At 33.8% G+C, this 21,692-nt stretch carries 11 protein-coding genes; all 11 read right to left on the reverse strand.

All coding sequences use genetic code 11. The features are described 5' to 3' along the window. Window positions 1-56: 56 nt before the first annotated feature. Window positions 57-1,877, reverse strand: a complete 1,821-nt coding sequence (locus G9C87_RS17365) for a lanthionine synthetase LanC family protein (RefSeq protein ID WP_172283451.1) — start codon at window positions 1,875-1,877, stop codon at window positions 57-59. Beyond that, window positions 1,874-2,764, reverse strand: a complete 891-nt coding sequence (locus tag G9C87_RS17370; RefSeq protein ID WP_172283453.1) for a DUF6734 family protein — start codon at window positions 2,762-2,764, stop codon at window positions 1,874-1,876. The genes G9C87_RS17365 and G9C87_RS17370 overlap by 4 nt, the downstream gene beginning before the upstream one ends. Window positions 2,765-2,775: 11 nt before the next feature. Next, a complete protein-coding gene (locus G9C87_RS17375) occupies window positions 2,776-4,698 on the reverse strand; it encodes an alpha/beta fold hydrolase (protein WP_172283454.1) in 1,923 nt (640 codons plus the stop codon). A 74-nt stretch (window positions 4,699-4,772) separates the two neighbouring features. After that, a complete protein-coding gene (locus G9C87_RS17380; RefSeq protein WP_172283455.1) occupies window positions 4,773-9,179 on the reverse strand; it encodes a non-ribosomal peptide synthetase in 4,407 nt (1,468 codons plus the stop codon). Window positions 9,180-9,191: 12 nt separating this feature from the next. Then, the gene (locus tag G9C87_RS17385) at window positions 9,192-10,808 is read right to left on the reverse strand and encodes a cyclic peptide export ABC transporter (RefSeq protein WP_172283456.1); all 1,617 of its coding nucleotides are present in this window, start codon (window positions 10,806-10,808) and stop codon (window positions 9,192-9,194) included. A 28-nt stretch (window positions 10,809-10,836) separates the two neighbouring features. Further along, window positions 10,837-11,535, reverse strand: a complete 699-nt coding sequence (locus tag G9C87_RS17390) for a thioesterase II family protein (protein ID WP_172283457.1) — start codon at window positions 11,533-11,535, stop codon at window positions 10,837-10,839. A gap of 25 nt (window positions 11,536-11,560) precedes the next feature. Beyond that, window positions 11,561-12,778: a glycosyltransferase gene (locus tag G9C87_RS17395; RefSeq protein ID WP_172283458.1), complete on the reverse strand. Its 1,218-nt coding sequence runs from the start codon at window positions 12,776-12,778 to the stop codon at window positions 11,561-11,563. 19 nt (window positions 12,779-12,797) lie between these two features. Further along, window positions 12,798-15,179 (reverse strand): TonB-dependent receptor domain-containing protein, encoded by a 2,382-nt coding sequence (locus G9C87_RS17400; protein WP_172283459.1) that lies wholly within the window; start codon window positions 15,177-15,179, stop codon window positions 12,798-12,800. Window positions 15,180-15,187: 8 nt separating this feature from the next. Beyond that, window positions 15,188-16,582, reverse strand: a complete 1,395-nt coding sequence (locus tag G9C87_RS17405) for a hypothetical protein (RefSeq protein WP_172283460.1) — start codon at window positions 16,580-16,582, stop codon at window positions 15,188-15,190. A 118-nt stretch (window positions 16,583-16,700) separates the two neighbouring features. Then, window positions 16,701-18,311: an MBL fold metallo-hydrolase gene (locus G9C87_RS17410; protein WP_172283461.1), complete on the reverse strand. Its 1,611-nt coding sequence runs from the start codon at window positions 18,309-18,311 to the stop codon at window positions 16,701-16,703. A 21-nt stretch (window positions 18,312-18,332) separates the two neighbouring features. Further along, a complete protein-coding gene (locus G9C87_RS17415; protein WP_172283462.1) occupies window positions 18,333-21,665 on the reverse strand; it encodes a non-ribosomal peptide synthetase in 3,333 nt (1,110 codons plus the stop codon). Window positions 21,666-21,692: the final 27 nt, after the last annotated feature.

Below are 21,692 nucleotides of genomic sequence, written 5' to 3' on the forward strand. Positions count from 1 at the left end.
TTATAGTAAAATATAGTATCACTTAAAAAACATACTGAAATAAAACTTCCGCTTCATCATTCCACAAACTCCAGACAGCCATTATAAACAAAATTCTTAATAGTTCTAATGACCAGATAATCCAGCCTCTCAATGAGATCTGCTTTATCTTTTGAATGGGTATATTTCACAACCATATCAACTGCCTCATCAGGCTGAGACAGACAGTAAAACTTAAACTCCGCGCATACTTTTCTTGTGGTCTTAGGGTTACTTAATGCTCTCAGTATTGCTTCCTCAATATTAAGAACCGTTTCAGTGGTATAATTCGTTTTACTGTCATAAGAAGGAGTGAGAACTATTGCAAAAGCACCAGGAGGCTTTATAATGTTTAAAGTCAAGAGATACATATCATCAGATGACCAATTCCATTTTGTATTTATGATTTTCGCTTTAGAACTTAGCTGAAGAGGTACATCTAAAACAGCATCTCCCAGATCCTCAAATCTGTTGAAAAGTGAATTTCTAAAGGCTACTATATCTGAAAATCTTTCCCAATTATTATTTTTCATCATGGAACTGTAAAAGAGATTTTTATTTTCTTCCCAGAATAAGAGGTCTTTAAACAATTCAACATACGAATCGGTCTCTATAATCAGCAAAATATTGGCAAGGATATGAATATTATCTGTTGTTATGGCCATTAATATTTTATGATGGACTGCAGGAAAATTTACTTTCGTAAATTCATAAAACTTAGGATATCTCTTTCTGAATATAAAATCTTCTCCGGAAGGAACCTCCAATGACAGTGTATATTCTTTTTTTCCAGAGTCGTCAGTAACCTGTTTATTGTTCCTTATCTCCGCATAAGCAACTCCCATTTTTCCTGCGAGAAAACCTTCTTCAAATCCTGTAATTTCATCTGTCTGACCTGCTGTATTTTCACCGTCGAATATATTTCGGACAAGTGAAATAAACGGGCTGTTCACTGATGGGGAAAGAAGCAAAAGCAGCGGTAAATTATTTCCCAAGACTTCCGTTTCTTTATTATCTGATAAGAATTTAAAAATCCTGATGTAGTCTTCTTTATGAGAATTAACTGTGAGAATATGTTTTTTTTCGGTCACAGAAATAAACTGATACTGATCCAAAACAATATCTTCATTGAGATTCCGGATACCATTTTCAATATATTTTTCCGTCTGTGTAATATAAAAGGATAGGCTATCATTTCCAGATACCGAATCTATATATTTAAGTGTAAACAATACTCCTAAAGCTCCCCGCGCAAAATCACATGAGTTTTCTATATTTATTTCTTCTTTTGCAATCCATGAGATTCCTTTTGATGACAGAATGCTGTTGTCCAGAACTATATTAAGATAGGTATTAATAAGTTGTTCTGTTTCTTTTGACTTATTTATTTTAAACAGGGTAAGAAGAATGAATATCATTCCCGCCCGTCCATCTAAAAAATAATCGGAAGTATAAACTGAGTCTAAAAATTCATTTTCCGACTCTTTTATCAATTTAACTGCATTTTCAAGAAAAACCGCTTTACCATTTTCTTTATAGAGCTCGAGCAGGAAATAGACTACTCCTCCTCTTCCTGTGTATAGGGAATAGTTTGCCGTAATTGCCTGATCACAATAAGCAATCAGTTCCAAGGTAAGTCTTTCTATTTTTTCTAATAATCGGGGACTTTCTTTTTCTTTGTAATGCTCCAATAAGAAGAACAAATATCCGGTTATCCCAAATTCTATATTCTCAATATTACCGGATATCAAGTAATTTCCTTTCAGGTTTTCCCGATTTCTTTCTGCCTGCTTTTTTAAATCTGCAAGACTTAGATTTAAGATTTCATCTAATATATCTAATGCTGGTTCCAGTTTCATATCTGATAGGTTTTAAGTAGATCAATTATATTATTATAGTATTCCGGGTATTCTTTTCTCACCAAATCTTCTACCTGTTGAGAGCGCATATCATCACTTTTAAAGACTCCAAGCGCATGGAGATAAGAACGCTCTTTTGAGCTTCCCAGAACATCACAAATCCCATCAAACTGGCGATTAACATTCTCGAGATAATATCTGATATCCGAATTTTCTTTGTTGGCTATTGAATGCAGAAGTGCCTGCTCGTAAATAATATTAAAAAAGCCTACATCAATTTTAGACAAATGATCAACATTTTTATTGATAAACTCGAAGGCTTTTTGAGTATATCGCTTAAAGAAAGGGATGTCATTACCTCCGACAATACCATTATTTACTCCATCAATTCTATTAAATGTATTAAAGTAATGCTTCATTTCTTCCGGTATATAGGTAAAATACCCCTTCATTTCATTATAAAAATCGGTGTATGACTGAAATCCAAATTCAACATTCTGTACTAAAATCTGAGAATCATCGAAAGATTTATCCAGTTTTTTAAATACAAATACATCACCATCCGCATGCAAAAAGGGTTCGTCCTGAATACTGAATGCATATATTTTCCCCAATGCCCACAAGCGTTCATGGTAATCATTAAGCGTATCAAGACTCACATCTACCTTTGTATAAGGTAGCTTTAATTTGTTGATTAAGATATCATATCCTATTTCATCGGTAACCAGTTCTACCTGGTCATAAAATTTTCTGAATTGCAGACAACTTAATGTCCAGCTAAAATAGTTGTATTTTTTATCGTTCCAGCCTCCATTATTCCGATCATGGGGACTTGCATTTTTCTTTTTATAACTTGGTTTAGACCAAAAACTTTGTACAATTTTCATATAAAATAATTTTAATTAAAAAAAACCCAGTAATAGAAGTAAAACAAGATTAACAACAGGGAAAATATAATTGCTGCAATCACCACCTTATGTTTGTATTTCATGATTCTGAATGACAATAAAAGTAGAACAACAACCATTGCAATATGTACATAAAGAAGGGAAAACAGGTAACTGAATTTTTCTTTCACTCCGAACGCACAGATAAAGAAGTTGCTGCCGGCTGAGTCTTTGATGGCATAGAGAAACCCACTCATCAGGGCAACCGCCATGATGCAGGATACGATCAACAGACCATAGAAAAGTTGATTTAAAGCACTTTCCTTTCTTCCTTTTTTAAAGAAATGCAATGAGAAATAAACAATTCCGATAATCATAATCAGGTAAGCAATAACCAATGGTGCCAGTGTCAACGGATCGAAACCATTTCCTATAAACATGGCCAGCTTTGCAACTCCCGGATTAATATGAATATCGGTCACAAAATTGGTGTTATAAGTACTCATGATTTTGGAAGGATTTCTCTGATAGGTATCTTTAATGAACTTATTGATAAATCCGCTTCCTTCTTCTGTGAATCCCAGAGCATGTCCTTCATTTTTAAATATAATGAGATCTCCTTTCAACAGTTCTGATAATGACTGTGCATTTGAAACCGGGGTAATGGGATCAAATTCCCCGGCTAAAATAAGCGTGGGTATTTTGGAGATTTTTGTATAATCCAATACATTCTGCGGCAAAGTTTTGCGATTCCATTGATTATTGATTAAGAAATCTGCTCTGTAAAATGACAAACCTCCCTTTAAACCTGGATATTTCGCGGCAGCAGTGTCATAATAATTTACGGAGTTATAAGGTACGGCATCATTGAGCACCATACTGTAATAGGTTCCGAAATCCAATGCGGTGAATGCGCCGGAGAAAACACCTACTACGGAACTCAATGCTTCAGCGTTTCTTTCATGAAATAAAGTAATGATAACGGGCAGTACTTCTGTCAGCTGTTTGTTGTATAAAGCCTGATGAATGACAATTTTAAAATCTTCACTATTAAAAGTAAAACTTCCTTTTTTCAGCAATTTTTCCGGAACTTTTACCGTTAATGGTCTTTTATCCAGATCTGCTATGACTTCAAAATATGTTTTTTCAAGGTTTGGAAATTTCTTATTGGAGACAGGGTTTTGTTTACATTTTTCAAAGAAGATGCTCAATACCTGCATATAATGTTCATTGATCTTATTATAATATTCGGAAATATGATCAACAGGAGAATCCAGAATCATTTTATTAAAATCCTGAGGATAGGCATTTGCATACACCTGTGATATATAGGTGCCGTATGAAACTCCAAGAACGTTCCAGCTATCATAGTGCAATGCATTTTTAAGGGCATGCAGATCATTAGCCACATTGACACTGCTGTAGTTTGCCGGATCAATTCCTTTTCTGATCAGCTCATTTTTACAGTTCATCGTAGCAAATAACCTGTTTTTTTCATCAGCGGAAGAAGATTCGTTGGAAGATAAAATTTTAAATATTTCATTTCCCAGCTCCGGGCAGAGTCTAGGCAGAGAATTCCCGACACCTCTTGCGTCTATCAATATAATATCCGAGTATTCTCTCAGCGGATGATCACGAAAATATCCGAAGGTCTGTACCCCTGATTGTCCGGGGCCACCTTCTATGTAGAGTAAAGGTTTCTGGGACGACTGTTTTCTCTTCTTCAGAACAGTAAATGCTATTTTTATTTTGCCAGACTTGGCCATCCAGTTTTCAGGAACGGTGAGATACCCCCATTCTATTGTTTTATCGTCTTTAAGATTCTCAACATCGAAAAATGGTTTTGTTTTTTGAATAGCAGGTTCTCCGTTCTGGGCAAACAGAAATGAGGATACCATGAAAAGCAGTAAAAAAATTACTTTTGGGGTCTTCATATAAGAATTATTAATTTTTATGTTATGTTGTTTATGTTATTTATATTTTTTTTTCTTCTTCTGATTATGAATATTTAAAAATCAAAATCAATATCCACGGAATTTTTGCTGTAGAAAAAGTTTTTATATTCCGATTCCACATCAGCTTTTAATGCTGACAGGTATTTCAGAAACTCCACATAGGTTTGCGAGAAATCTGCAATGACATGATCTTTATACAGGCTTTTGTTGTAACTGATTTCAAGATGTATTTCTTCCATCTCGCTGATGACATTCATAATAAAAGGAAATTTGTTGTAAACCATACTCTGAGGAACTGTTTCCAATGAAAAACCTGCAAAATCGCTGATGGTATGATAATTAAATTCCGGATTTTGAGCCACAAAAAGAATATCTACCTTATTTTTCAAAAAAGAATAGTCGGAAACTTCTTCATATTTTGTCACTTCCAAAAATTCTCCGGTTACTTTCTGAAGCATTTCATCGAGTTTTTCTTCTCCGAATTTCACTCTCAGCAGTATACTTTTAATGAAAATTCCCAGAAGCGACTGTACCTGAGGTAGAGATCTTCCCGAATCTACCGTTGCTATACAAATATCTGTTTTGCCCGATATATTTCTTAAAAACACCAATAGCGATGTTAACATTAACAGATAGGGAGTGGTTTTCATTTCTTTGGCTAAATCTGTCAATCCTTTGCTCACCTCCTTATCCAGAGAAATAGTCAATACATTTCCATCATAGGAATCTACGATCATAGATTCTTTCTTTAAAAAAGATTCATACTCATAGGCTTTGGTATAGTTTTTCCAGAAAGTATCATTTTTTTCAAGGTCTGTATTCTGATAATACCAGTACGCATAATCTCTGAACTGAATTTCAGGCATCAATCCTACTCTGTGGGCCGAGTATTCATTATAAAGAGATACCAACTGCTTTATAAACAGACCTGTAGAGATGCCGTCAAAAATAATATGATGGGTAAGAAAAAGAATTTTGTATTCCTCTTCTACTTTCAGAATCATCATTTTAAGCAGCAGTTCCTGTTCAAGATCAAAGCAATAGCTCTTGCAGGCATCAACGGTCTGTCTGTATTCAGTTTCATTCTTAACTTCATTAATTTCTAATGCAAAATGGGTATGTTCTGCAGAATTAATTTTCTGACTAACGGTTTCGTCTTTCAGTATAAAATTTGTTCTTAAAATTTCATTGGCCGCTATAATATGTCTGACTGCTTTTTCCAGCAGTACAATATCTACCGTTCCGGCTACATCGAACTCCATGAACATATTATACGACGGAGAAGCTCCTTTTCTCTGGCATGCCAGCCAGATATTGTTCTGCGCCGGAGTTACCCTGATAACCTCCTGATAGGGTGCATGTGTAATCCTATGATCGCCATTATGTTCCTGAAGAATAACCTGACATAGAGAATGTAAACCGGGATTTTCAAACACTTCTTTCATGGATAAATGAACGGAAAACTTTCTGTTTACCTTGTTAATCAGCTTAGTAACCAGCATAGAATGCCCACCTAATTCAAAAAAGTTGTCTTCATCCTGAATATCTTCCTTCGTATTAAGAACGTCTCTCCAGATATTTTTCAGCTGCTGTACCAGCTGCGGATCTTCAATCTCTTGATTTTTAACCGGCTCATCCGAAGGAAGTTCCTTTGATGAAAGCTGTTGCCTGTCTATTTTTTTATTGGGAGTAAGAGGAAACTCTTCAATCATAAAAATAAAATGGGGAACCATATAATAAGGAAGCATTCCCTGTAGCTTTTCATGTACACCGGACATTTCAATCTGAGCACCTGTTTTCAGGTAAGCTACCAGATGGTTTTCACCTTCTATTTCTTTAACTACAACTACGGAATCTTCAATATTTTCAATGGTATTCAGATGGTTTTCGATATCTCCAAGTTCTATTCTGTAGCCTTTTATCTTCACCTGATGATCACTTCTTCCCAGGAAAATGATTTCGCCGTTTTCGTTCCATTGTCCTACATCACCTGTTTTATAGATAAACTCTCCTTCTCTGAAAGGATTTTTCACAAATTTTTCTAGGGATAAAGCTTCATTATGATAGTATCCTTTTGCCAATCCTTTACCCCCAATGTAAATATCTCCAAGATTATTGACAGGTAAGAGATTCAGGTTAGCATCCAAAATATAGAAAGAGGTTTCTTTAATAGGTTGTCCGATATTCTGGGGAGATGTTCCATGTTCGATCTTTTTGACTGAAGACCAGATGGTAGTTTCCGTAGGCCCATACATGTTCCAAAGTTCTTTACAGGATATTAATAATTCTTCAATCAAATCATTATTAATTAAATCTCCTCCACAAAGTATTTTTAGTTCAGAATCGGGTTTCCAGCCTAAACTGATCAGTCTTTTGAAAAAGCTGGGAGTGGCCTGGATAATGGAAGGTTTCACTTTCAGAATCTCCTGTATTGTGGCCAGAGGATCTCTCAAAATCTTATCACCAGCCATATATAAGGTGGCTCCGCTTATCAAAGGAGTAAAAAATTCCAGAATAGAAATATCAAAAGAATACGTGGTTACGGAATATAAGGTGTCTTCAGGATGTACACCCGGTTTCTGACTTATACTCTGCAACAGATTCAGCAATGAGGCATGGCCTATTTCAACTCCTTTCGGATTTCCCGTGGATCCGGACGTATAGATGATATAGGCTGTATCTTCGGGTTTAACAGCGGTTTGAACAAGATCTTGCTGGGTATTCAGTATATTCTCTAAAAAAACACTTTCAATATTGGTAAGATGAATAGAAATATGTTCCTCGGATACTAAAAGCCCGGCCTGACTGTTTTTCAAAATATACTGCAGTCTGTTTACCGGAAATTCAGGATCAAGAGGGATATATGCCTTCCCTGCTTTCATGATTCCCAACAGAATACAAACCATATGAGCAGATCTACCAAGTAAGACAGCGATGGCCTTTTCATCCGGATAATTATTTAAAAGAAAACAGGCAATCCGGGAGGATATTTTATCAACCTCAGCATAAGACAACCTGAACTTGTTGTCTGCTATGGCTGTTTTATTGGGAGATTCTGAAACATTTTCTCTGAATAGATCCAAGAATGTCTTCTCGGTGCTTTCTATTTGTTCGGAGCTGATGAATCTTTCATTGAATGAGAAAAGGTTTTCTTTTTCTTCCTGCGACAGGAATGAAATATTCTTCAGAGGTTCGGCCGCCAATGCCTCTATGTTTACGATCAAATGATCAATATGCCGCACACACTGTTCTATAGAATAGTCATCAAAGAAATCTGTATTGTAATCGAAATCTATTTTAATATCTTCATGATCATCAAATTCTCTGACGTATATGGCCAATGCTGATCTTTCGGATTTATTGGTGAGAGGAATTACGGTAGTCTCGGTTCCATCAAAGTGGTCGGCATAGTTATGTTTTTCGTAAGAGAACGTGATATTGAAAAGCCTGTTCTTTTCATTGAACAGTTTCAGATCGCTGATCATTTTTCCAAGAGGATATTTCTGATATCTGTAATCTGACATCAGCTGTTTTCTGGTGTTTTCTATGAGTTCAAGCAGGCTGTTCTCATCATTCAGTTTCATTCTTAAAGGTGAAACTCCCATAAACAATCCTACCGTTTTTTTGAATGCTTTGGTGTTTCTGTTCAGTACCGGAATTCCGATTGCGAGATCATCGCTTTGGTTTATTCTTCCAAAATAGAAGAAAAAGAGCCCCAGAAATCCATGAAAAGTAGAGAAATTATGCTTTTTACCGAGTTCGATGAATCGGTTATAATCTTTTCTGCGAACGATCAGTTCTTTTCTGTCGCTAATATGAACCCGATGATCTTTTGTTTCATTTCCATTAAAGATCACCTGTGGCAGGCTGGAAAATCTTTCAGCCCAGTACTGTTGATCTCTACTGAATTCATCGGAGATCCGGTAAGCTTCGTCATGAGCAGCAAAAGTGCTGTATTCATAAGGATACTGATCCTGTACGGCATTCAGTTTCAGGATATCATTGTAGTTTTTAATCAGTCTCTGGAACATAAGGGATGTCCCCCATCCATCGGTGATAATGTGGTGATATACGGAGAAAAGATAATAATGATTTCCGGTAGTTTTTATGAGAACGAACCGATACAGATAATCGTCTTCCAGTACATTAAAAGGTATTAAAAACTCTTCCTGCATATATTCTTCAGCGGCAGAAACGGGATCCGCATTCTCCGAAAAATCTACCCATTCCAGAGGTCTGGTTTCTCCTTCATAGATGTATCTTCTTACTTCGTTTCCATTTTCGCGGAAAAAACTCCGATAGGCGTCATGCTGCATGATCATTTCATGATAAGCTTTTGTAAAGGTTTCTGTACAGATTTCACCTTTAATTTCTATTTTGGCACCTATGTTATAGATTGGAATATCCGGATGCAGCATCTGCTCAAAAAAGATATCCAATTGGGGAAGTGTTAACTTCATAAGCGTGGGTTATTAAAAGTAAGCATTTTGGAAATTTTCGGGAACGTCTTCTTTTACGATTTTACCGTAATCGAATTTCAGGAGCTTATCGCAATATTGGAAATATCTGTCGTCATGGGTAACGGCAATGATGGTTTTTCCTTCAGCTTTAAGTTTAGGGATCAGTTCTTCATAGAAATATCTTCTGAAATAAGGATCCTGGTCTGCCGCCCATTCATCCAGTATCACGATAGGTTTATCTTCCAGCAATGCGAATATCAATGCCATTCTTTTACTTTGCCCTTTGGAAAACTGTCTTCGTGCAGATTCTTCAGAATCATCTTTCACTACATTTTCAAGTTTGAAAACTTCAAGCAATCTTTTATAGTTTGCATTATCTTTGAGCTCGTAATCATCATAATTTTGCGAGAAGAGGTGATTACTTGTAAATACTGCTGAAATCAGATTTTGAATGTCTTTCTCTGAATCGATTTTTTTCCCGTCAAAAATAATCTCGCCCTGATCCGGAACATAAAGACCTGATAGAATATTGATAAAGGTACTTTTCCCGCTTCCGTTTCCACCTACAATAAAAATAACTTCTCCTTTATTGATATCCAGATTTACCGGGCCCAGTTCAAAATTAGCATCTGCATTGTCATTTTTGTAATTGAAATAAATGTTTTTAAAACTTAGTTTTGTAAAATCAGCAGCAGGCTGAATGGTTGGTGTTTGATCAGGTTTCTCATTTTTAAAATCTTCATAGAAATTCTTGAGCCTTTTATTCGCCACGAATAATCTTGTGACTGCATCCTGGAGATTAACAAGGACATTAATAGGTCCGGTAATAAATAATAAAACAAGAACATAAGGTATAACGAATTCTTTTTTCAGCCAACCCAATTCCGGTAGAGCAAACAGAATAACTCCTATGATAATGTACATTCCATATTGGCTGATTAGCCCTATAGACAAAAAGGAAAAACTGATTTTAAAATCCAGCGTATAGGCTGCATTTCTGTTTTTAAAAACATAATCTTCAAGTAATTTTTTCCTTCTTTTGTCGCTAATCATTAATTCTTTAAACCCATTTACAACATCTTGTACAAATCCAAAATATGACTCATTATATTTTCTTATTTTTTCTAAAGATTTTGATAACAGATTAATAACCAAATAATACATTCCGGCAATCAGTATTATGGCTGCAATAATAATGAGAGCAGAAACTAATGATAAGCGTATAAGATATCCTATACATAATATTACCATTAAGAGAGAAGAAATTGCAGCAGTAATAACGCCTGGTAGTGAATAAAAAGTTCTAATATCTTCTACAGCTGTATAGAATCTCTGTGTTCCCATTCTTTCAATTTTCACTAGCGGAGTTTCCAGAATTTTCTGAAACAACTTTTTTTCCATTCCGGTAAGCATAGCGAAAGTTATTTTATTCAGCTCTTTTTGAAAGAAAATATTTAATAGATAAGCATATATCACAAATGAAAAAAATGTGATGTATACATATCCTTCTATAACAAGTTTATCAGCTATACTGTTATTGATTATATATATAATACCAAAGCTTAACAAGCTGCTTATTAAAGCATATATTGATATCAGAAAGATATGCTTATATTTTATTTTTAGCATAATTTAAAATTTTATGGTATAATTTGCACTAAACAAAGCAATAATTAATAATTTCTCCTATTCTATTGCTATGCTGGTGTATAAAAAAATGATTTCCCTCAAGAATTGAATACTCAAAAGAAGTTTTGGTAAATTTGCCCCAATTTTCAATTCTTACTGATAAAGATTCCTGGTCACCCATTATTGCATATATAGGAGTTTTAATTGAAGTATTTTTTTCAAAATCCTGATCTTTTTCGATGCATTCAAAATCTGCCCTCATTATTTTAGAGAAAAAATCAAATGCTTCTTTATCTTCAATAACTTCTTTGGGAATTCCCCCTAGCTCGGCTATTTTTGATTTAAACTGATTATCATCCAAGTTATATCTATTAGGAACAATGTAATCATCCAAAGGTCCTGGGTTGCCTGATACAATCAGATAATCCGGGCCGTCATTATTTTCCTCAAACAGTTTAGTGATAGAGAGGCCTAATATAGCCCCCATACTATGCCCAAAAATAATAAAAGGCGCCCCATTTCTTTTTCGATTAATCTGCTCAAAAAGATCGTAAATTGCTTCCTTTTTATCAGTAATTAAAGTTTCTCTAAACCTCTCCCCTCTGCCAGGTAATTCCATAGGAACAAATTCAATATTTGATACCACTGATTTTTGCAAAAAATTATAGGAATACTTATTACCTCCTGCAAAATGAAGTAAAAAAAGTTGTTTTTTCTTGATGCTCATAATTAAATTATTAGTTTTAACTCAGTTATAATAAGGTCATGTAACTGGTATTTTTTGAAGCCTGTTCAAAACTGGATTTCATTTTTGTTAGATTCAATCGCATGTTTTTGTCGTTTTGAGTTTCATTTATGATTGATGCCAAATCTTTCATATTAAGAGAATGAGCATTTATTTTAGCCCCAAGTCCGTTCTTCTCTATTCTGTCTGCGTTCTCAAATTGATCAAGCCCCAGCGGAATGACGATCATAGGGATTTCGTTCATAACACATTCTTTAATTCCCCCCATTCCACCATGCAGAATGGCAATGTCTGTATATTCCAAGATCGTTACCTGAGGCAGCCATTTATGAATGATAACCCTATCCGAAGAGTAATTGGCATAGTTTTCATAAAGATTCCCTGCAGATATATATATTACATAATTTTCCAAAAGACTTTGTTCCATTGCATTGATAACAGTATCAATAATTGTCTGTGCTTTATTTTTGTCTATCTGATCTGCCCAAGAACCTAACGAGCAATAAATTATATTCCTCCCGGTTTCTCTTTTTTTTAAAATGTCTTTTTTAAATCCTGAAGTATCATAATGTGATCCAAATATATCTTGCTGTGGAATACACGGTCCTATATAAAAATCATTATCGCGTTCTGTAGCCTCTTCTATTAAAAAATCTTTAGACGAAGTCATTAAGTTTTGAAAATGATCAAATATAGAAATCAAATCCCTTAAGGAGGTTATTTTATACCCTTGCTTTATCAGAAAATCAATCAGAATATTAGCTGCTTCTATGTTATTGTTTTTCATTAACATATCTACGCTCCATTCTTTCACCTTATCTGTAAAAGAGTTTTTACTAAAATCATTTCCCATAGGAAAATGGCAGTAAACCAAAAATGTCTTTATTTGATACTTGATATAAAAAGTGATAGCTTCTATAGGGTTATATGCTGTAAAAATGATAGCCGATGGATTATGGTCTTTCATAAATTCATCAAAATCTCCTTTTATTATAGAGGCAATTACATTCACATCAACCTTACCTGACTCATGTTTCATTCCCCTCGGGTAGTATTCTTCAAAGATCGTTGTGTAAGAAAATGATGTTTTAGCTATATTGTCCGTAACATCCGGAACACCAATATAATGAATATTATTCCCCATCTCTGTAAGCTGTTCACCAATTCCTATTGTAGGAATTATGTTTCCTTTGAAAGGGTCTGTAAAAATTAATATTTCTTTCATGTTTAATTTTTTTTTATAACTACCGGCTTCTTTCTCTTTCTTCTTCGTTACCAAACTGTCTTTGCTGCTTGGATACCTGATCACTTCCAAAAGTGTAGTTAATAGAAAACCTAAAAAACCTATTATTTCCATAGGATATATACTTTTGTTCTACCCCATTATTTTCTGAAATCATACTACGTGGGCTTGAATTAAATATATCATATGCAGCAATACTCATATTTAAGCCTTTATAAGGCGTTTTATAAGAAATAGCAAGATCTAAGGAGTTTGCTTTGGAGTAATGAAATAAATTTTGATTAAATGGAGTTCCGTACCAATAATTGATGTCTGCGGTTAATGTCTTTGATTTATTTATAGTTAATGAATTATTAACGGCTCCAAAAAATTCGAAACCATTTCGAAGTATTAAGTCGAGATCTTTTATTTTCCTGGATTGAGAATAATTCAAAAAAATGGTTGTATATGTTTTCCACCATGAGAATGGATTAAGTTCGTAGGTTTCCATCAAAGAATATCCATAACTTTTGTAGTAATTATCAGAAGTCACAATCTGTTCTTTAGTTTCATCATTCATTTTAAATAGAGTTCCATATACATTAGAATTAATATTAAAAGATAGTTTTGATGTAAGCCCTTTAAATGTATGAGATAGTTCTAAATTATCTACATAAGAGGGCTTCAAGTAAGGATTCCCCATAGAAGATATTTGGCTGTTTATAAAATATCGGGCCGGATTTAGCTGTCCGTAAGATGGTCTTTGTATTCTTCTGGCATAATTAAAGATTAAACTATTATTATCATTAGCTTTATACTTGACAAATAATGATGGAAATAATTTAAAATATTTATTATAATCTGTCTGGTTTGTAGTAACAGAATATCCTTTTGTTTGTGTATATTCTGCTCTCAGACCGATCTGCCCTTCCCATTGATCTCCAAATTTCCGAACCCCATTGATATAAGCCGCCTGAATCGCTTCATTAAATTTAAACTGATCCGACCATTCTATAGGGCTATCCGACGAAAGATTATGATTATCGAGCGTATAATCTGTATTGGTAAATGTGAGTTTCCCTCCATAATTAAGATTAATAAGCTTTCCGGGATGATCAATATCAAACTTTAAACTATAATTATTAATAGTTTGATCTGAAAAACTTCTAATAAAAAAATTCAGTGCTTCATAGTTATTTTCGGCATCATACTTATTTGAAAAAATAGTATTATTGACCTCTCTATTATAACGAAGATAATCTACATCAATATTCAGTTTCCTTCCTAAAGTATCCAACTTTTGATCCACATGGAAATTGAATGAATGATTATTCACTTTATTGTTTATAAACCCATCTCCTCTTAAAAAATAAAGTCTTTCGTTTAAGGCATTTCTTACTTCAGTATTGATATTGTCATTTACATAGTCATTATTTATCCCTCCTAGATACTGTAATCCTATTTTTGTTTTAGGGGTTGCCTCATAATCCAACAATAATCTTCCGGAAAACTGATTGGTATTAATCTTTTGTAATGTTTTCAGATAATAGGGTTCTGAAAAGAAAATATCAGCCCTCTGGTCTACATAATTATCTCCATAAGTATACCCCGTATTAAGCAAAAAGCTTATTTTATTTTTCTGATAAGTAAAATTATTATTTACGGACTGGAGAAAATACTTCATTTTCGCAACATCATCTGTAAAACTTATATTATTATTCCAGGCATTCTTTTTTGCTTTCTTAAAAACCAGATTAACAATCCCACTGTTACCCTCTGCATCATATTTGGCAGAAGGATTGCTAATAACCTCAACTTCTTTGATGCTTTCACTGGGAATTGATTTTAAGAAGTTCTTTAAATCATCACCATTTAAATTAATCAGTCTTCCATCCACCATTACTTTTACGGCATCTCTTCCCAGCATTGAAATCTGATCGTTTTTCAGAACAAGTCCCGGAACTGTTTTTAATGTTTCAAACGTATTTCCTTTATTGGCAAGTGCATTATTTTCAATGTTAACTACTGTTTTATCCAGCTTTTGCAAAACCATTTTGGGTGAAGCGGTCAATTTCACTTCTTCTATTAATTTGGATATCGTGGAGAGTTCTATATTCTCTATTTGGGTATTAGAATTTACAGCTATCTCCTTTTCAAAATAATTATACTCAGGATTCTTAATAACCAATAGGTAGGAGCCTTTTTCAAGCTCTATGCCAAATTTTCCTTCATCATTAGTAGTTACAATTTTTTTTGTGTTTATAGTCCTGGTTCTAAATAAAAGCTCTATATTTTTTACAGGCTCTTTTTGCTTGTTTAATATTCTACCCTCTATTTTATATTGGGAATAAAAAATACCTGGTATAATTAAAATTAAAATGTATAATAATTTAAAATTTTTCATATAGATAATTATTGTGCTTTTATAAAGTTTAGGAATTCCTGAACATATCCTGAAAAATTAATTTCACTAGTTGTAGATGGATACGTTAAATGAAGCAAAATGCCATTAGAATATTCGAAGTTTTTTAAATTAATCCCATCAAAAGCGGTTATTTCTTTCGGATATCTATCAAAAACAGGTAATTCTCTTGATTGATTACTATGATCTACATAATTATATTGTCCAATAATATTCTTATCCAATTCTTTATTTGTTGCAGCTTTTATATCCCCTCTTATGATTTCGTAAGGAATTTTTTGTTCGATTCTCATTTCCACCATATTGGCATATTGTGCCAATATATCCCTCATTGAATAAACATTTGATCCAGAGTATGTTGAAATAATAAAATTGATTAATATTCCCGGCATTTCTCCAAACTCCATATTTTCTCGTCCGGTACTGAGAATACCATAGAAATTCTTTTTTGAATCCGCATGGTCTCTAAGAATTTTCAGATAAAGAGACAAGCAAAATGCATTGAGTGGCAAAGCTACTTTTCGGGCAAGCCTACAAAGAATTGAGAAATTTTCATCTGTAATAAAAAATTGCTGATTTTCAAAATCCTGAAAATAAACAATATCCTCATCTGACTCATATAATGGAATTGCCAGTACTTTCTGTAACTGATTATTTCTCAACCTTTGCCCTTCATTAGACTCTAAAAAGTGATTTTGATATTCTACGAAGCTAAAATAATGAGCTTGAGTATTAACTTGTTTTCCTGAATTGAAATACAGACTTAACTCGTTTCTAAGGAGTTCACAAGAATACTCATCCAATAATGCATGATGCGTTTCAAAAAACAAGATCGCCTGGCCAAGGCCGGTACTCTTTGTTTTAACAATAAATATTCTTATTATTTCTCCCTCAAACAAGTCATAAGGCTGATACATAAATCTATTTTCTGCAAGCTCTATCTCTTCTACAGATTTTGATTCTATATTTTCCGATTTAATTTTTATTTTTACCTCCTGCTCGGAAACATAGCGTTGAACAATATGAGTTCCCTCTTTTTCAAATCTTACCTGTAAAAATGGAAAGTTAGAGATAAACTGCCTAAATTTATTTTCGAAATTATTTTCATCAAATTTTTCAATCCTAATCGTAAAATTAACTGTAGAATATTTATTTCTAAAAAAGAATTGTTGATTCTGAGACAATCTCATGACATCCTCCAATTCCCATTTCTTGTGTTCTGAAGAATTCTCTTTTAAAAACTGAACTATGGAGTCTTTATTGGCTTTTATTTCTTCTAAAAGCTCTTCTGAAATACTTTCTTTATATGAAACTACTTCCAAATCCTCACTTTTTAATAGTACTTCAATATTATGTTTTCTTAATTTTTCAATGAAACTCTTCATGTAATTTTTGTTATTGTATAATGATCAGACTTGTACGCTATTGCTTACTAACAAGAATGAATCATTACATTAAGATATAAGATAATTGATAAAGGGCAAAGGTTGATGAATAGCCTTATTATAAATATTCTATAGTCTTTTCTCCAAATAACCTCTCAGCAACAATCCCTCTGGATATACATTCTTCTAATAGTTTATTAGATTCTACAATTGCTTTGGATTCATCTGTATACTTAATAGAGCTTATAAAAACCAGCCAAGGTTCCATTCCCATGGCATATACAAATACATCCCTAGGATTAAAAATATCTATAAAGGCCATCCCCTGATTATAATCTGAGCCTGCCAAACGACGGGAAAGATCTTTTTCACGATCCAGCTTTTCATACATAAGCGGGCCATACAGCCAGGATAAAGGAGCTCCTTCACATTCCATTCCTAAGAATAATACATCTACTTCACCCACCATTTCTTTTACTTTCTCATAAATTTTAGGTTCTATATTGCAGGAATCGGCAGCAAATAACAACCTGATCCCGTTATGCAAAGAAAAATGATAACAAAGTTTACTTCTTACATCCAAATCAGCATGCTCTCCTAAGAAAGGCAGACCTGTAATAGTACAATTCTCCATTTGCAAACTTTCCAACTCATTTAATTCAACAACCTGATTAAATCCAATCTTTTTAAACATGAGTTTAAGGTCTGGATCCTGTAAGTTTCCTTTACTACTGCTCGGAACAATAATTGTTTTTATTCTGTGGCGGAGTTGTAATAAGGTTTCCAGAAGAATATGATCCTGATGGTTATGGGTAATTAAAACGTAATCAATTTCTTCAGGAAGATCATTAATTGTATATCTGTTAACATCTGTTTCATATCCGTCGTAGCTTACCACCGGATCCACTAATATCGATATCTTCTTTGTTTCAACCAAAACACAGGCATGACCAAAGTATCTTGTTCTAACACCCGGACCATCATATTTATGGAATTCAGTAGGCTTTTCTGTTGTAAAAAACTGTTTAAAGTGTTCTTCCTTTTCAGCAGGTATATTTAAAAGATTTTTTATTCTTTCGTAATCTCCAGGAACTTTTTTCATTTTAAAAAGTTCATCAATTACCTCAGATTTAAAAGGAATTTCCAAATGAATAACATGATCTTCCGGCAATCTCGGAGTACTCAATACAAATGATCTTGAGTCATCTGCATCAATAAGCTGTAAGGCAATGGATTGACAGGATTCATCATAATATTTACTTTGATACAGAAGCGGTTCTATTAATCTATAATTCACATTGTTATTAAGATCATAGTACAATTCAACATATCCTTTCAGTATTGCAGGTATTTTATCATACATACTATTTAAAGAAAAGCCTTTAATCTCACTCTGTAAAATTACATTCAGTTCTCTGAGTGCCTCATCCAATTCTAATAAGTGAGCTCTCTTCTGAAGAGTTTCATCATACAATTTCGAAATCTCGTCTACTCTTTCTTTCTGATAATCCATAAACGGCCCACCTAACATTTTTGGGTTTTTAACAGCTAAACTATGTGTTTTTGAATTTTTGATATAAGAGTTCATAATTCTTAAATGACGTTTCTTTATATTCATTGCCGCAGTAGCCGGAGATATTAAATGAGACCAGGCATACCAAAAGTCAACCAAGGGTTCTATGATCACATTAAGTTTCAAGTAATATGTATTAGTATCTGAATTTTGCATATTTTTTATTTTTATATTTTTTTAAATAATTGTTCTGAAAACATTTTCCTCCTTACTTTCCAGAGAATTTATCTTTAGTACTAGTTCACTTATATTTGCTGACTCTAGGAAGTCTTCTACCCTTATTAATTGGGATATTCTTTTCTGTATTTCACCAATTGTTCTTATGGCATTGATGCTGGTTCCTCCAAGTTCAAAAAAATTATCCGTGATACCTATACCTTCTACCCCTAATATTTCTTCCCAAATTGCTACAAGCTGTTTTTCAAGTTCTGTTTCCGGCTTTACATATTCATTTTTTATGCGGTCTTCAAAACTTACTGCAGGCAAATTACGCCTGTCAATCTTTCCATTACTTGTTACCGGGATATTATCCAATTCCACATAAAAGGCAGGTACCATATATCGAGGAAGTTTTTTTTCTAAATATTCAGACAAGTCCCGTTTTCGGATTGCAGGTTCACTCACGTAGTACACTACCAAATTTTTCTCTCCTTCATGTTCTCTAACATCCGTTACCGCATTTTTAATAGCATCACTATACGATAAAACCTGCCCGTCAATCTCCCCGAGCTCTATCCTGTAACCCCGGATTTTCACTTGGTCATCTATTCTGCCCAAATATTCTATATTGCCATCTGGCAGCCAACGGCCGAGATCTCCGGTTCGATACATCTTTGCCCCTTCAATAAATGGATTATCTACAAATTTCTCCTCCGTAAGATCTGGACGATTTAAATAACCTCTTGCTAAACCATCTCCAGAAATATACAGTTCTCCTCTTACTCCTATTCCCACTAATTGCTTATTCTCATCTAATACATACATTTGAGTATTGGCGATGGGTTTTCCGATAGGAATGTTTACTAACTTTAAGTCTTTAATACAGTCATAATACGTTACATCTATACAGGCTTCCGTAGGCCCGTACAAATTAACTAAGTAAGTATTTTCAGGAAATAATCTATAAAACTGTTCTTTATGGTGTACAGACAATGCTTCTCCACTGGTAAAAACGGTCTTTAAGCTTTTCAGCATTGGCTTAGAAGCCGGGTTTTCATCTATATAGTTTAAAAAAGCCATAAACATAGAAGGAACAAAATGAATAACACTCACTTTATGGGCTTCTATATTTTCTATTATGGATGACGGAATTTTTTCTTCCTTTGGTTTTAAAATAGATAAACATCCACCAGACATAGCCCACCATAATAATTCCCATACTGAAACATCAAAAGAATAAGAGGTCTTTTGAATAAGGACATCTTTTTCTGTGAGTGGATATTGGGACTGCATCCATTTTAAACGATTGGTAAGAGATCCATGCTCAATCATCACACCTTTAGGATGTCCGGTAGTACCTGAGGTATAAATGATATATGCTAAATCTGACAGACGGATCAATGCATCCGTATTTTCAGAGGAATAATCATTCTTTACTGATTCAAATCCGGTCCAGAATTTTTCGTCTATAACGATCTTGGATTTTGTATCATGTAAGATATAATCTGTTCTTTCCTGAGGATAATCCACGTCAATAGGAACATAAGCTCCACCTGACTTTAAGATCCCAAAGATTGAAATCAGCATCTTTTCACTACGTGGCAGCTGAATACAAATCAAATCATCAGATTGTATATCATATTGTTCTCTCAGATAATGGGCCAATCTGTTTGATTGTTCACTCAATTCTCTGTAAGTAAGTTTAACCTCTTCATAAATCAGAGCGATGTGATCAGGGGTAATGTTAACCTGTTTCTCAAACATACTCACTATGGTTTCCTCTTCAGGATAAGAAACTTCTGTAGCATTAAATCTCTCCAGCAATAACTCCTTTTCTTCTGCTCCCAGGTAATCTATTCCGGATAAAACAACATCAGGAGAATCAACCAAAGCATCCAGTAAGTTCTTAAAATGGCTCATGAATGAAGAAACCATCTCTTTTTCATAAATATCTGTATTGAATGTCGTAATAAGTGTTAAAAAAGAACCATTATTTACAAATTCAAAATTAAGATCAAAGGCGTTTTTTGTAGATCCAATTTCTTCTACTTCATCATTAGGCACTAAACCATCATAAGAAGTATTACTCTTGTAATCCTGAAACACAACCGTAATATCAAATAATGGATTTCTACCTGTATTATTTTTTAACTGCAGATCTTCTACCAGCATATCAAAAGGATAATCCTGATGAGAAAATGCCTGAGTAAAGGATTCTTTGGTTTTCCTGAATATATCTGAAAATGTATCTTCTTCGGGATTGATCGTACTGTTTAAGACGATTGTATTAACAAAAAGCCCCAGCATCTCATTGATATCAGGATGATTTCTCCCGGATGTAAATGTTCCCAATGTAATATCTCTTTCTGAGGTATATTTATTAAGCAGGATATTGATAACACTTAATACTCCCACATACAATGTCCCTTGGTTCAGCTTTGAAAAGGCATCCAGCTTTTGAGTCAATACCGGTGAAATATCTGTCTTTAAAAAATAACTGTTGAATGTTCCCGTATGAGGTCTGGATAAGGACGACGGTAAATCGATGACAGGAATATTTTTGGATAACAGGTTTAGCCAGTAATCCCTGGAATTATTGTAGTTTCCTTTATCAATATTTGATTGTTTCCAGTACGTGTAGTCCAGATACTGCAATGTAGGGCCATGCAGATCTTCTGAATTGGATAAAGCGTTATAATAATCAAAAATATTCTGCTTTAATACGGTAGACGATACTCCATCCATAATGATATGATGGAAAATAAAGGACAATACGCTCTTATCATTTAATTCAAAGATTATACATCTAAGCAAAGGTCCTTTACTCAGATCAAAGGCAATTGAGTTTAAATGATCTATTTTTTCCTCAATCAGCTTCTCTCCGTTATTTTTATCTTTAAAATCAACAATCCCGACATCAAAAGTGTTTTTATCCCGGTCTAAAACAGTCTGTCTCACTTCTCCTTCTTCACTGAGACTGAATACGGTTCTGAAAATTTCATGATCATTGACTAACTGAATAACGGAAGATCTCAAGATATCTACATCACAACCTGATGGAATATCAACCTGAAGTTGAATATGATAAGCCTTTGAGCCTTCTTCTGTAATACTTTGCAGCCACAATCTCTTTTGAGCATCCGAAACAGGGTGATCCTGGCTGGTAGAAGTGTGTTTTGTAATTCTATTAGAATTATGCTTTAAAATGTAAGAGATGATTTCTTGTTTATGTACTTTAATTTGATTGATAAGATCCTCTTCTACATCGTGTTGGGTATCAATAACAAGATTTTCATTTTTTACAGATAAATGAATATTTCTAATTTTTAATTCTTCTAATAATTGTAACATATTAAAAATTGTATAAGAAGTTTGAAT

Source organism: Chryseobacterium sp. LAM-KRS1 (assembly GCF_013184525.1).
Taxonomy (GTDB): Bacteria; Bacteroidota; Bacteroidia; order Flavobacteriales; family Weeksellaceae; genus Chryseobacterium; species Chryseobacterium proteolyticum.

What these genes read in the sequence shown, in the direction of transcription:
- G9C87_RS17365 (WP_172283451.1), bottom strand. Translation starts at nt 1,877, where the DNA reads ATGAAACTGGAACCAGCATTAGATATATTAGATGAAATCTTAAATCTA.
- G9C87_RS17370 (WP_172283453.1), bottom strand. Translation starts at nt 2,764, where the DNA reads ATGAAAATTGTACAAAGTTTTTGGTCTAAACCAAGTTATAAAAAGAAA.
- G9C87_RS17375 (WP_172283454.1), bottom strand. Translation starts at nt 4,698, where the DNA reads ATGAAGACCCCAAAAGTAATTTTTTTACTGCTTTTCATGGTATCCTCA.
- G9C87_RS17380 (WP_172283455.1), bottom strand. Translation starts at nt 9,179, where the DNA reads ATGAAGTTAACACTTCCCCAATTGGATATCTTTTTTGAGCAGATGCTG.
- G9C87_RS17385 (WP_172283456.1), bottom strand. Translation starts at nt 10,808, where the DNA reads ATGCTAAAAATAAAATATAAGCATATCTTTCTGATATCAATATATGCT.
- G9C87_RS17390 (WP_172283457.1), bottom strand. Translation starts at nt 11,535, where the DNA reads ATGAGCATCAAGAAAAAACAACTTTTTTTACTTCATTTTGCAGGAGGT.
- G9C87_RS17395 (WP_172283458.1), bottom strand. Translation starts at nt 12,778, where the DNA reads ATGAAAGAAATATTAATTTTTACAGACCCTTTCAAAGGAAACATAATT.
- G9C87_RS17400 (WP_172283459.1), bottom strand. Translation starts at nt 15,179, where the DNA reads ATGAAAAATTTTAAATTATTATACATTTTAATTTTAATTATACCAGGT.
- G9C87_RS17405 (WP_172283460.1), bottom strand. Translation starts at nt 16,582, where the DNA reads ATGAAGAGTTTCATTGAAAAATTAAGAAAACATAATATTGAAGTACTA.
- G9C87_RS17410 (WP_172283461.1), bottom strand. Translation starts at nt 18,311, where the DNA reads ATGCAAAATTCAGATACTAATACATATTACTTGAAACTTAATGTGATC.
- G9C87_RS17415 (WP_172283462.1), bottom strand. Translation starts at nt 21,665, where the DNA reads ATGTTACAATTATTAGAAGAATTAAAAATTAGAAATATTCATTTATCT.